Source organism: Bartonella sp. B10834G3, from assembly GCF_016102505.1.
Classification (GTDB): Bacteria; Pseudomonadota; Alphaproteobacteria; order Rhizobiales; family Rhizobiaceae; genus Bartonella; species Bartonella choladocola.
In genome coordinates, this window is sequence record NZ_JACFOM010000002.1 from 407,085 (window position 1) to 420,412 (window position 13,328).

Consider the following 13,328-nt stretch of genomic DNA (forward strand, 5'->3'; position numbering starts at 1 on the left):
TTGTTTCAACTTGACGGTATCTTTAAATGCGATAAGCATGACACACAGCGATAAAGATGAACCACAATTTTTCCTTACAGCTCCGGCGCCCTGCCCGTATCTCGCCGAGCATTGGGAGAGAAAAGTATTTACCTATCTCACCGGACAATTCGCAAAAGATAAAAATACCGTTTTGATGCAATGCGGTTTTCGACGTTCCCAAAATATTGCTTATCGCCCTGTTTGCGACGGGTGCAACGCATGCGTATCGGTGCGCATTGTCGTGGATGATTTTGTTCCTGATCGAACAATGAAACGTATTATCAAAAAAAATGCCGATCTCGTCGGTGAAGTTTGCGGGAGTGAGGCAACAGAGGAGCAATATTCGCTTTTTAAAAATTATCTCGGCGTTCGTCATGCCGGCGGTGGAATGAGCGATATGACATTTCAGGATTACCGGATGATGGTTGAAGATACCGAGGTTGAAACGTCATTAATCGAATATAGAAGAAAGCTATCCGGTGACGCGAATAAGAAAAATAATTTTTTGCTTGTTGCGGCCGCTCTTACCGACAAAGTTGATGATGGTCTTTCGATGGTCTATTCTTTTTATTCACCATATGAAAAACACGCTTCGCTTGGAGTGTTCATGATCTTGGATCACATCCGCAAAGCTCGTCAATTGGGGCTTCCCTATGTTTATCTGGGATATTGGGTCAAAGGTTCACCGAAAATGGACTATAAATCCCGTTACCGTCCTCAAGAACATTTGACATCCAGCGGATGGACGTTAACAAAAGAATAAGACAGAGTTTATCTGCCGAGGAAATTGATATGTTGTCTAAAGAGATGATCGAGTTGAAGGGGTGCAAGCCTCGTTTCAAGGGAAATGCACGTCTGGTCTTCGTTCATCCCGACAACCCCGACTTATTGGTGAAAGTTCTGCGCCCTGAATGGATTGCTAAAACCAGACAAGTAGCCGAATGGAAAAAGCGTTTTAAGCCGTTGGGTGCCAATTCTGTCAATATGCACGAATTCTTCGAGATTGTCCGCGTCAATCCTCATGCTGAAACCTTGCTGCCGCACATGTTTTCGGTTGTCGGGCTTCAGCAAACCGATCTCGGTTGGGGGCTCGTGGTTAGAGCCGAAAAAGATGAGAACAATAATTATGCGCAACCGGTAGCTGCCTTTGCCAAGGATGTAAGCCCCATTCGCGATGCACTTGATGAATTCGAGAATTGGGTCAAACAAACCGATGTTATTTTATATGATTTGAATCCGTGGAATTTGGTTCTTGCCCATCGAAATGGCAAACAGGAAATTGTTATTATTGATGGCATATCGGAAAAGTCCGCATTGAAATTCAGAACCTATTTTCCTTCGATCAATGCGAAGAAAAATCTTAAAGTTTATGCACGTTTCCAGCGCTTTATGGAGCGAATAAAAAACGGAAAGTAATGACAGGCTTTACAGCTATCAAAGCCTTTGATAGCTGTAAAAGACACCGGTCGCAGCCCACCCGGTTTCAAAAACAAGGGATAAAATGAAAACCTATCTTATCTGTTCAGGCGGACTTGATTCCGTCACCCTCGCCTATCGTCTGGCTCACGAGAAAAGCCTTCAAGGTATCATTTCTTTCGATTACGGACAGCGGCATAAAAAAGAACTGTTTTTTGCGAAAGAATGTGCGCGTGCTCTTGGCGCGGACTATTATCCAATTGATATTTCCGCAATCGGAAAGAATCTCTCCGGATCATCACTCACCGATAATATTGATGTTCCCGATGGTTATTATGCCGAAGATAATATGAAATCCACGGTCGTTCCCAATCGGAATGCTGTCTTTCTTTCGATCGCCTTTGCTATTGCCTCGGCTAAACATGGCGATAGCGTTGCTATTGCAGTACACGGTGGAGATCATTTTATTTACGCCGATTGCCGTGAAAATTTTATCAATGCGTTCAACGCAATGGAACAATTATCACTGGAAGGGCAATGTCAGCTCGTTGCGCCCTATGTGAGCTGCGACAAGTCGGATATTGTTAAAGATGGTGTAAAATACAACGTTCCTTTTACTAAGACTTGGTCTTGCTACAAAGGAGGAGAACACCATTGTGGGCGCTGCGGAACCTGCGTTGAACGGCGGGAAGCTTTCGCATTGGCCGGAGTGGATGATCCAACAATTTATGAAGATAATGAATTCTGGATTGAAGCTGTCAAGCGTAATAAAAATAGCAAGTTGTTAAAATAGCATTCTTGTTTGTTTCAATTTCTGTTCTCAGGGTTCTTGTCGATGACTTCAGACCATTCAATTTATGAAAATTTAAAACAATTAGGAAAGAAGGCCCCTTTTCCGGAGTCTCCTGAAGATGCCGTTCTGGAACGCGTTCCCAATCCTCAGGCGGATGTCGAATATTGTGTGCGCTTTACTGCGCCGGAGTTTACCTCTTTGTGTCCAATCACCAGTCAACCGGATTTTGCTTATCTGATGATTGATTATGTTCCCGACAAATGGCTTGTCGAGAGTAAGTCGCTGAAACTCTATTTGGGATCATTCCGCAATCACGGTGCATTTCATGAAGATTGCACGGTCACGATAGCCCGTCGTTTGGTGGAATTATTGTCACCACATTGGCTACGCATCGGGGGGTATTGGTATCCTCGCGGGGGTATACCTATTGATGTCTTCTGGCAAACCGGAAAAAAGCCGGAAAACGTCTGGATTCCGGAACAAAATGTACCCAATTACCGTGGTCGTGGTTAATAGATAACTGTCAAATAACCACTATGACGATTAATTAAAGCAAGTTAATTCCAACTATTGTTTACAGCGCGTAGACTTGTAAAAATTGTTTTGAATTAGCCTGAAAACTTTCCGGACCTTGGAAAACCTTTTGGTACCATCCGCCCTGCACTGCCGCGGGTTCCAAACCATTCAACGAGTTCGGCAGCGCCACGGGTAAAGTTTCTTTCTGCTGCATCACGCCATGTAAGGCCTTCGGATAGATCGAAAGTAATAGCGTCGCTGACGCCACCGTCTTTATAACGTTGCAGGCGCACGCCTTTGCCACGGGTCATTTCGGAGATTTGATCGAGCGGGAAAATGAGCATTTTTCTGTTTTCGCCAACGATCGCCAGATGATCACCGGTAACTGGCAAACACAGTTTTGCTTCGTCAGGCTGTTTTACATTCATAACCTGCTTACCCTTGCGCGTCGTTCCAAGCACATCGTTTTCAGACACGATAAATCCGTTTGCATGGTAAGAGACAAGCAGCAACTTCCTGTCTTCCTCGTGGACGAAAGCGGTTAATATATCCTCATCATTATCCATATCGACGAGAATACGAATAGGTTCACCATGTCCCCTTCCGCCCGGCAATGCATTCGCTGCAATGGTAAAAAATTTACCACCGGTGCTCATAACAATGATCTTATCTGTTGTCATAGCCGGAAATGCGATTTTTAACCTGTCATCTTCCTTGAAGGTAAGGCCGGAATAATCACTCAAGTGCCCTTTAAGTGCTCTTAGCCAGCCCTTCTCTGAAATAACGATTGTTACCGGCTCTTTCTCGATCATCGCTTGTTCGATATCTTTAATATCGTGATCGGGAGCGTCTTCAAAACTCGTGCGTCGCCTGCCAAGCGGGCTATCCGGGCCGAAAACTTTTTTAACCTTGGCAATTTCGCTTGCAATTGCTTTCCACTGTTTTATGTCGGATTGCAAGAGCGCATCAAGTTCGGCTTCCTCTGCCTTTAAAGTGTCGAATTCTTTACGAATCTCGACTTCTTCCAGTTTTCGCAACGATCTCAATCTCATATTCAGAATTGCTTCTGCCTGATTTTCAGTCAGAGAAAAGCTTGTCATGAGTTGTTTTTTGGGGTCATCTTCTTCGCGAATAATTCGGATGACTTCGTCAAGATTGAGATAAGCAATAAGGTAACCGCCCAAAATTTCGAGACGGCGTGTAATTTCATGCAGTCTGAATTCGGAACGGCGCACAAGGACATCTTTGCGGTGATCGAGCCATTGTTGCAAAGCCTGACCGAGTGAAAGAACATTCGGTATTTTTCCAAGGGTAAGCACGTTCAGGTTGAGAGGGACACGGACTTCAAAATCTGTAAGCTTGAAGATTGATTCCATCAACAATTCCGGATCCACTGTACGTGTTTTCGGCTCCAGAACTATGCGTATATCTTTTGTCGATTCGTCGCGAATATCGTCGAGCATTGGCAGGCGACGGGCGAGCAACAACTCGGCCGTCTTTTCAATCAGTCGAGATTTTTGTACCTGATAAGGAATTTCTGTAACAACGATAGAATAGCTACCGCGACTTCCCTCTTCCTTATGCCAACGTGCACGAAGACGGAAGACACCACGTCCGGTTCTGTAGGATTCACGTATACTATCCGCCGGTTCCACTAACACACCGCCGGTGGGAAAATCGGGGCCTTTTACAAATTTAACCAGATCATCGTTGGTCGCGTCCGGATGTGCAATCAAAAATGTTGCGGCTTCGCAAAGCTCGGCTACATTATGGGGCGGAATTGACGTTGCCATACCGACAGCGATACCGGAAGACCCGTTTGCCAAAAGATTAGGAAAGGCAGCCGGTAAAACAACCGGCTCTTCATCTTCCTCGTTGTAAGTAGGGCGAAAATCGACAGCATTTTCGTTGATACCGTCAAGAAGCAACGTCGCCACTTCTGTCATTCGTGCTTCGGTATAACGCATTGCAGCAGCATTATCGCCGTCAATATTGCCGAAATTCCCCTGCCCGTCTACAAGCGGATAGCGAACAGCAAAATCCTGAGCCAACCGCACAAGTGCATCATAGATAGATGAATCGCCATGCGGGTGGAATTTTCCCATCACATCGCCGACAATACGAGCGCATTTTGCGTAAGCCTGATCGGGGTTCAATTTTAATAGGCGCATTGCGTGGAGGATGCGCCGATGAACCGGTTTCAATCCATCGCGGACATCGGGCAATGCACGATCCATAATCGTAGAAAGTGCATAAGCCAAATAACGTTCCTGCAATGCAGAACGCAATTCTATCGGCTCTATATGGTCTTTTTCGGATAAACGAATCACTTTATTTGACATAGGTATCGAATAGCAATTCGCAGAATCTACCGCAAGTCATGGACTTGTTTCCAGCCTTACTTAACTATGATAGGAATGACACCAAGACAGATCTAATCTTCAAAGCGTCCGAAGAGAGAAGGTATCTTCCAATGAGACAATTCAAAAAAGCATTCTTACTAACAACTTGCACTTTTTTTGCTGCAACAACGGTTCACCTGAACTCATGGGCGGTTGATCCGAATGCATTCAATTCCCGCTTGCAAGAAACTATCAAAAATACTCAACTATCGATTGATTCATCGAATTGTGAAGCTGACGGCAACGATATCGTTTTGCGTGATGTAACTATAAAGCTTCAGGAGTTGCAAAATAGTGGAAAGGAAAACGATCAATCTTCACCGTCGGACAAACAATCGAAAGAACCGGATCAAAATGTGAGTACCGCCAAGGGCGTTGTTTTTGATAAAATCGACAGCTTGCGCTTTAAAAATGTAACGGAAGGTCAGGATGGCACTTATTTTGTAGAAAATGTTTCCATACCTCTGCTGAAGAGTACAAGTTCAGATGCTACAGGGAATTTGAAAGACATCTCTATAGATAAACTCAGGCTTACACCGAAAAAAGATGCTGATCCCTTATTTGTTCAATTCCCCTATGAGAGTGTAAAAGTAGCTCAGATCTATTTGTCACCGGCCGACCAGACAGTTTTTAATGCCGAAGATCTGAAGATAGCATATCTCTTCAAAAACGGTACGAACGGTGTAGACATTACAGTCGGCATAAAATCTTTCAGTTACGAGCCAAACAAGACCGGCATTTCCGGGGCGTCTAAATGGCTAACAGATATTGGCTATGACAAGCTGTCGGGTTCTTTGAATGTTCATGCCAGTTGGGATATCGAAAGCGGCAAATATATTGGCGACCAGAACGAGATTACCATTGATAACGGCGGAAAACTGGCGATCACCACAAATGTTGAAGGACTTACAGAAGATTTTGTCAAAAATATCGGCGTTCTGAAGCAGTTGGAGAGATCGAATAACCCGGATGATACAACGGCCGAGATGTTGAGTGTTTTTGGAATTATCCAACAGCTAAAATTTGGCGATGTCTCTATACGTTATGATGATAATTCCCTTACCAATAGAATCCTCGACTATTATGCGAAAAAAAATGGTGTAACACGCGAAGATTTCATAAAGCAAACCAAGGCAATGTTGCCATTATTGGGGGGCCAGATTGATGATCCGGATTTCGTCAAAGTGACATCGGAACAAATCGGAAATTTTCTTGATAATCCGAAGTCACTTACCGTCAGTGCTACTCCCGACAAATCGGTTCCCTTGCCGGTGCTCTATGCTACCGGAAGTATCTCTATGGCTAAACTTATTGATTTGATAAAACTGAAGGTAGAAGCCAACAAATAGCCTACGCAATTACAAAATTGTTTCAGTCATTAAAAAGCCCGGTAAAACCGGGCTTTTTTTGATTGGCATTTCTATTTATCAGTTATCTTTTTTCATCGGCGCAATACGCAGCGACAATTCGCTCAATTGGGCTGCCGTCACTTCCGAAGGCGCTCCCATGAGAAGGTCAAGAGCCTGTTGATTCATCGGGAAAAGCGATATTTCACGCAGGTTTTTGACACCCAGAAGCAGCATAACCATACGATCAATTCCGCAGGCCATTCCGCCGTGCGGCGGGGCTCCATAATGGAAGGCGCGGTAAAGTGCTCCGAAACGCTCTTCAACTGTTTCTCGTGAAAGTCCGGCAATCTCGAATGCACGAACCATCGTTTCAGGTGAATGGTTACGTATACCGCCAGATCCCAGCTCGAAACCGTTGCAGACGACATCATATTGATAAGCCTTGATATTTAAAGGCTCTTCAGTATCCAATGCCTGTTTGCCACCCTGCGGCATAGAGAACGGGTTATGGGAAAACTCGATCCGCTTTTCGTCTTCGTTCCATTCATAGAAAGGAAAATCGACAATCCATGCCAGCGCGAATTGGTCACGGTCAATCAGGCCAAGCTCTTCGCCCGCACGTGTTCTTGCAGCTCCGGCAAATAAAGCAAACTTACGGGGATCGCCCGCTACAAAAAAGCATGCATCACCATCGGCAAGCTTAAGCTGATTGCGTATGGCTTCGGTGCGTTCCGGTCCGATATTTTTTGCAATCGGGCCAGCACCTTCAATTTTGTCACCCTCTTTACGCCAGAAAATGTAACCGAGCCCCGGTTGTCCTTCGCCCTGAGCCCAGGAATTCATGCGATCACAAAAAGCGCGGCTGCCACCTGTCTTGACTGGTATGCCCCACACTTCGGCTTTATCGTCGCTTTCCAATATATGGGCAAATACTTTGAAACCGGATCCGCGGAAATGTTCGCTCACTTCTTCCATAACAATGGGATTGCGCAGGTCCGGTTTATCGGAACCGTATTTTCTCATTGCTTCATTATATGGAATACGTGGAAATTTCTGCGTGACGGGTTTACCATTGGAAAATTCCTCGAAAATGCCACGGATGATCGGTTCCATAACCTGCAGGATGTCTTCCTGCTCGACGAAACTCATTTCCATATCCAATTGGTAGAATTCACCAGGAAGGCGGTCGGCGCGTGGATCTTCATCGCGAAAACATGGTGCGACCTGAAAATACCGGTCAAATCCCGACATCATCAAAAGTTGTTTATATTGCTGTGGCGCCTGTGGGAGAGCGTAGAATTTTCCCGGATGAATGCGACTCGGTACAAGAAAGTCGCGCGCACCTTCCGGTGATGACGCCGTCAAAATCGGCGTAGAAAACTCGGTAAAATTGGCTTCCTGCATACGCCGGCGAATGGCAGCGATTATTTTTGTTCTCTGCAAGATATTCTTATGCAATGTTTCGCGCCGCAAATCCAGAAAACGATATTTCAAGCGAATATCTTCGGGATAATCCGGTTCGCCAAAAACAGGTAATGGCAATTCGTCCGATTTCGACAAAATCTCGATTTCGTTGGCAAATACCTCAACTTCACCCGTTGGTAGATTGCTGTTTACCGTATCGTCGGAACGAGCGCGAACTTCTCCGTCAACACGCAAAACCCACTCGCTTCTAACCATTTCGGCAACTTTGAAGGCTGGCGAATCCGGATCAGCAACAATTTGCGTTATGCCGTAATTATCACGCAAATCGATAAACAATATTCCGCCATGGTCACGGACACGATTAACCCATCCCGAGAGACGAACTTTCGATTGAACATCGCTCTTACGAAGAGCGGCACAGTTATGACTGCGATACCGATGCATAGTCTTGCCTTTTTGTTACATGCATTCTGAAATAATAAACTTGTGCGAAAAAGCGCATTTTACCGCCCATTTGTCAAGCTATCGAAGGATTGTGTATGAAAAAATATAGCAAAAGACAAATACAATATAATGCGTTATAGCCTGAAATATGAAACTTGTTACTGATACACATACGCTCGAAGACGTTATATCGACACTGTCAAAATCCGATTTTGTGACGGTAGACACCGAATTTATTCGAGAATCCACCTATTGGCCGGAACTCTGTCTGATCCAGTTGGCCTCTCCCGATATTGCTGTGATCGTTGATCCGCTTTCACCTGAAATCGATTTGTCGCCATTGTTCAAATTAATGGCGAATACAAATGTGGTAAAAGTTTTCCATGCTGCGCGGCAGGATGTCGAAATCATATATAAACTCGGCAATATTATTCCTACACCGCTATTTGATACGCAGATTGCCGGTTCTGTTTGCGGATTCGGTGAAAGTGTCTCCTATGAACAAATTGTCGAGCGCATAACCGGCGAACATATTGATAAATCCTCCCGCTATACCGACTGGAGTCGGCGTCCACTGAGCGATAAACAATTGTCTTACGCTTTGGCTGATGTAACCCATTTACGTGATGTCTATAAATATCTTGAGGAAAAGCTCGATAAAAACGGTAGAACTCATTGGATTGACGACGAAATGTCGATCCTCACCTCTCCAAAAACCTACATTATGCCGAATGATGAAGCTTGGAAAAGAATAAAGGGTCGCATACGTAAACCGAGGGAGCTTGCTGTCCTTCAACAAGTGGCAGCCTGGCGTGAACAGGAAGCTAAAAATCGCAATGTTCCACGGGGACGTATATTAAAAGACGAATGTCTTGTCGAGATTGCCATACAACACCCTAAAGACGAGATGGCTTTATCCAGATTGCGCAGCATCCCGAAAGGTTGGGAACATTCCGGTAGCGCTGCCGAATTGTTGAAAGCGGTACAAAAAGGTCTTTCTGTTGAACTTGATAATTTGCCAGCGATACACAAACATGTGGCAACGGGAAATGGCACAGCCGCCGCAATCGAACTGTTGCGTGTTCTTTTAAAGCTCGTGGCCGATGAGGAAGATATAGCTCCGCGCATTATCGCAAATAATGACGAGCTGGAAAAAATAGCCAAACAAGACCACCTCGACACCTTATCCGCCATGCAAGGATGGCGGTATAATATTTTCGGAAAAAAAGCCGAAAAAATGTTGAATGGCCATTTGGGATTTTACTTTCATAACGGTAAAATATTGACAAAAGAACTTTAGCTGTAGAGAGATAATCAGACGAGCTTTATATACAGCTTTTTTAGTTCCGCAGAAAAGCGTGCTTTGTTTGCAGAGGCAGATAATGGAAAAAGTCCTGACAGTTACATTCAATCCTACCGTTGATGCAGCAAGTGAAGCTGAAGTGGTGCGCCCTACCCACAAGATCAGAACTTTTGACGAGAGTTTTCACCCCGGTGGTGGCGGTATCAATGTCGCACGGGTTATTCATCGTCTTGGTGGTGACGTGAAGGCACTTTATGCCAGCGGCGGAATTATGGGGAATGTATTGAATCATCTTTTGGAAGATCGCGGCATTCAATGCATTAAAATTTCTATTTCCGGAAATACACGCGTCAATAATGTCATTCATGAAAGAGCTTCCGGCATGGAATACCGCTTTGTAGCCGAAGGCCCTGTCATGGAAGAAGCTGAATGGAAAGCGGTAGTCGAAACAACCAAAGAGCTTGAATGGGACTGGATTGTCGTAAGCGGTAGTTTGCCACGTAATGTTCCAATTGATGTCTATGATATGCTGATAGACATTGCTCATAAGCGCAACGCCCGTATTGTTATTGATACGTCAGGAGATGCGCTTAAACATGTTCTTCAAAAAGGCGGTTTGACACTCGTAAAACCAAGTCAGGGCGAGTTTGAGGCGTGCACAGGAAAAACCTATAATTTGACTGATGATATTGCCAAAGCTGCTCAAGAATATTGTCTCAAAGGAGCTTCGGATATTATCACTGTGACACTCGGACATCAGGGAGCAGTGCTGGCGACAAAAGATAAGACACTTTATCTTCCCTCGCCTCACGTTCGGGTTATCAGCGCTTCCGGCGCCGGAGACAGCTTTGTAGCCGGTATGGTTCATGGGCTGGCTGTTGGTTGGGAAGCGGAAGATGCTTTCCGGCTAGCTACCGCCTGCGGCACAGCAGCAGTGGCCGAAAAAGGCAATGGTCTTTGTCAATTACCCAACATCAAACGACTTTATAACTATCTTGCTCGTAAGGGTAAGAATGCGGGTTCTGCACCACTATCTCAAGAGTGAGCAAGTACGGTTAGACATGAGAAAACACGACAATTTCATTGTTAGACCGTTTTTGGTTAGCAGGATTTCCAGATATATTTTGCTGCGTAATTATAACTGCAAAATTTTGGAAAATTGCGGTTTGAAGTGAATTTACGGGTGAAGTGAATAGCCGCTGAACAGTTTTACATGGCCCGATGTTTTTAACGCCTGATTGTGTCAGGTCAGGCATATTTAAATCTAAAAAAATCTATCGACAACGGTTTTGTGCTTTTTGTGAAAACATTTCATTGCGCAACATCCGGAGTAAACGGGTTCGATAGTCAAAATTGCACATTGAAGAGTAACTTCGTGAATTCCGGTATATGTTGCGGCTGTGTTACATAATCTCGTTCTAAAAAGAAAAGCCGCCGCAATATTGCCTGGAAAACGGCAAGCTTGAAAAGAGAAAGTGTTCAACATCAGGCGGTGACTATAGTGGCAAGGAAGCTTGAACGATTGAAGCGGTAAATTGCCTCTCATGCTTTGAGCAAGGAGGTGCACTTCATCAAACCGGCTATTGCTGGTTCAAAAAAGGTCGTGAACTGAGTAAGTACCGGTTTATTAGACGAACTCCGGTTTTTCGTAAGTGCCGGTTTATTTGACGAACTCCGGTTTATTGTCTGCTTTTAAAGGAACCTCAACCGGAATGGAATTTGTCTCATTATTCAACGTTTAAGACGCAATAAGCGGAGAAACAGACCTTGCACCACAAGAGCAACTCTATACACGCTGATAACACATTTCATCTCCGGATAGATCAAAAGTGATTTCCGAATAGATCAAAAGTTGAAGAGCAGTAAGGCAATTTCTATCATTGATAAGCGAAGGTAACCGTTACACATTATTTATCAAAATCAACGCAGACCGACTTTCATCATGCGATTAACTTCATGATGTTTGTGGCGACCGAAACGGCAGATTCCCAATTTTTCGAGGTGGTTCGTTTCGTTCCGGTTTGGCGGTTATGTAAAGTTAAATCCGATTTTGGATTCAAGTGTTGGCGGCCTCTTTTCCCATTCGATCAATGTTCCCGAACCTTGACCTTAGTCAAATGGCGAAAGTTCAGTTTCCTGACATGTCAAACAACCAGATAGCTTAATTCTTTATTGGTTATTTTAGCAAGTTGTTGCAATCGTCCCAAAGGCCGTTCAGCGATCAGGTCGGCGTGTCGCTTCGGAATTGTCAGAACTATCTTCTTTTCTTGCGATTTCCATATCAAATCAGGCAAAATACCGGCGGTTGAAGCCGAAAACAGGTTTGCAACCCGCATAAGTCCGCCTAGAAAACGCGCTCTCTCTATCATTTCCTTATTTGCCAATTTTATGATTGCCGGTGCATCTTCATCCACGAAAAGACCTTCATTCCGGTAGAAAACCGACAAGGCCACATAGACACGTCCATGATGCGTAATTCCCGGATAAGGGCCGAATGCAACCTGATTGGCTGATTGATCGCCACGATAATCGGGATGAAAACGCCAACCAATATCGGCAAGCAAACAGGCCGCTTCGCGATAACGCCTTTGTTCTTCATTTTCCTCGACGCCAAAAACTTCAAAAGCATTTTTGGTAAAACCGATAAGATCATAAGCCTGCGCAGGAGAGCGGGCACGAAGTGTTGCCATTTCCTGACATGCCGCAATCAGCGGATCTTCACTCTGCACTTTTTGCGTCAACTGCGAAAACATAAACCCTTCCCTGACACCGGCACCGGAAAAAATAACTTTCTTTGGCGCCAGACACCGCAAAACTTCTGTCAGAACAGTTGCACCATAAGACAATAACTGGCGACGGTTCTTGGAGATAGCAGAAATGTTTTTTAGCTGTTCTATCTCGCCTTTGGTTACCCTATGAAGAAAAGAATCCATATCGGATGCTTCTACCTCATAAGCATGCATAACAGGTAAGGGATAACGTTTGACAGCAATATGGAGTTTGGCCAAATTGCGCCATGTACCGCCCACCGCGTAAAAATTACGCCCCTTGTTTTTTGACAGAATTTCACTGTTTTTCAGATATTTACGCGCAATTTTTGTCGCTTCTGAAAGGTTGTTATCCGACATATCCTGAAGGCGTAATCCACCAAGCGGCAAGGTAATGCCATCATCGCCAACTTTTGTTTCATGAATATCCACCAATTCGAGGCTACCGCCGCCCAAATCACCGGCAATGCCGTCGGGATGATGAAAAGTCGAAATAATTCCATAGGCAGAATAGGTTGCTTCTTCTTTCCCCGTTAGAACTTTTACGCGGTTTTGAAGTATCTTTTCTGCGTCTTCTATAAATGCAGGGCCATTCTTCGATTCGCGTGCAGCAGCCGTTGCCAATGTGTGAATTGCAGACACACCGATTTGCTCGCAAATTGCATGAAAGCGCCGCAATGTTCTTAACGCCATCTCGACAGATTCGGGTTCGAGACAACCGGTCTTTGCAACGCCTTTTCCCAAACCGCAAAGGATTTTTTCATTAAACAAAACAGTCGGGGAACGCACCAGACCTTCATAGACAACCAAACGAACAGAGTTCGATCCGATGTCTATGACGGCAACAGGTTTTCGACCTTTTAATCGGCCCTGAGCTACAGAATTATCCAT

General features: G+C 44.7%; 10 protein-coding genes. 7 read left to right on the forward strand and 3 right to left on the reverse strand.

The window, feature by feature from the left end; translation table 11 throughout:
* Positions 1-37 precede the first annotated feature (37 nt).
* The 4 genes from H3S94_RS07200 to queF all read left to right on the forward strand — a co-directional run bounded on the left by H3S94_RS07200 (position 38) and on the right by queF (position 2,743).
* Entirely contained in the window at positions 38-784 is a 747-nt protein-coding gene (locus tag H3S94_RS07200) for an arginyltransferase (RefSeq protein ID WP_198240662.1), read from the forward strand.
* A 29-nt stretch (positions 785-813) separates the two neighbouring features.
* Positions 814-1,437: a YrbL family protein gene (locus tag H3S94_RS07205; RefSeq protein ID WP_225868160.1), complete on the forward strand. Its 624-nt coding sequence runs from the start codon at positions 814-816 to the stop codon at positions 1,435-1,437.
* A gap of 85 nt (positions 1,438-1,522) precedes the next feature.
* The gene (gene queC / locus H3S94_RS07210; protein ID WP_198240663.1) at positions 1,523-2,230 is read left to right on the forward strand and encodes a 7-cyano-7-deazaguanine synthase QueC; all 708 of its coding nucleotides are present in this window, start codon (positions 1,523-1,525) and stop codon (positions 2,228-2,230) included.
* A 42-nt stretch (positions 2,231-2,272) separates the two neighbouring features.
* Positions 2,273-2,743, forward strand: coding sequence for a preQ(1) synthase (gene queF / locus H3S94_RS07215; protein WP_198240664.1), 471 nt, complete (start codon positions 2,273-2,275; stop codon positions 2,741-2,743).
* A 95-nt stretch (positions 2,744-2,838) separates the two neighbouring features.
* On the opposite strand, the gene parC is transcribed toward queF, so the two are convergent.
* Positions 2,839-5,088: a DNA topoisomerase IV subunit A gene (parC, locus tag H3S94_RS07220; protein ID WP_198231116.1), complete on the reverse strand. Its 2,250-nt coding sequence runs from the start codon at positions 5,086-5,088 to the stop codon at positions 2,839-2,841.
* Positions 5,089-5,219: 131 nt separating this feature from the next.
* Here parC and H3S94_RS07225 point away from each other — a divergent pair, with 131 nt between their 5' ends.
* A complete protein-coding gene (locus tag H3S94_RS07225; RefSeq protein WP_198240665.1) occupies positions 5,220-6,497 on the forward strand; it encodes a hypothetical protein in 1,278 nt (425 codons plus the stop codon).
* 78 nt (positions 6,498-6,575) lie between these two features.
* Here the strand turns inward: H3S94_RS07225 and aspS are convergent, their stop codons facing one another.
* Complete coding sequence (gene aspS, locus H3S94_RS07230; protein WP_198240666.1) at positions 6,576-8,366, reverse strand: aspartate--tRNA ligase; 1,791 nt, start codon at positions 8,364-8,366, stop codon at positions 6,576-6,578.
* Between the two features lie 148 nt (positions 8,367-8,514).
* On the opposite strand from aspS, the gene rnd reads away from it, so the two are divergent.
* Together rnd and H3S94_RS07240 are read left to right on the forward strand one after the other, a co-directional pair.
* Positions 8,515-9,666 (forward strand): ribonuclease D, encoded by a 1,152-nt coding sequence (gene rnd / locus H3S94_RS07235; protein ID WP_198240667.1) that lies wholly within the window; start codon positions 8,515-8,517, stop codon positions 9,664-9,666.
* Positions 9,667-9,748: 82 nt separating this feature from the next.
* Complete coding sequence (locus tag H3S94_RS07240; protein WP_198231120.1) at positions 9,749-10,714, forward strand: 1-phosphofructokinase family hexose kinase; 966 nt, start codon at positions 9,749-9,751, stop codon at positions 10,712-10,714.
* 1,099 nt (positions 10,715-11,813) lie between these two features.
* Here H3S94_RS07240 and ppx read toward each other — a convergent pair.
* Positions 11,814-13,328, reverse strand: coding sequence for an exopolyphosphatase (ppx, locus tag H3S94_RS07245; protein ID WP_198240668.1), 1,515 nt, complete (start codon positions 13,326-13,328; stop codon positions 11,814-11,816).

Bases quoted from the DNA above. Each gene is read 5' to 3' on its own strand.
- parC (WP_198231116.1), bottom strand. From the start codon at position 5,088: ATGTCAAATAAAGTGATTCGTTTATCCGAAAAAGACCATATAGAGCCG.
- H3S94_RS07225 (WP_198240665.1), top strand. From the start codon at position 5,220: ATGAGACAATTCAAAAAAGCATTCTTACTAACAACTTGCACTTTTTTT.
- queF (WP_198240664.1), top strand. From the start codon at position 2,273: ATGACTTCAGACCATTCAATTTATGAAAATTTAAAACAATTAGGAAAG.
- queC (WP_198240663.1), top strand. From the start codon at position 1,523: ATGAAAACCTATCTTATCTGTTCAGGCGGACTTGATTCCGTCACCCTC.
- H3S94_RS07200 (WP_198240662.1), top strand. From the start codon at position 38: ATGACACACAGCGATAAAGATGAACCACAATTTTTCCTTACAGCTCCG.
- H3S94_RS07205 (WP_225868160.1), top strand. From the start codon at position 814: ATGTTGTCTAAAGAGATGATCGAGTTGAAGGGGTGCAAGCCTCGTTTC.
- aspS (WP_198240666.1), bottom strand. From the start codon at position 8,366: ATGCATCGGTATCGCAGTCATAACTGTGCCGCTCTTCGTAAGAGCGAT.
- rnd (WP_198240667.1), top strand. From the start codon at position 8,515: ATGAAACTTGTTACTGATACACATACGCTCGAAGACGTTATATCGACA.
- H3S94_RS07240 (WP_198231120.1), top strand. From the start codon at position 9,749: ATGGAAAAAGTCCTGACAGTTACATTCAATCCTACCGTTGATGCAGCA.
- ppx (WP_198240668.1), bottom strand. From the start codon at position 13,328: ATGGATAATTCTGTAGCTCAGGGCCGATTAAAAGGTCGAAAACCTGTT.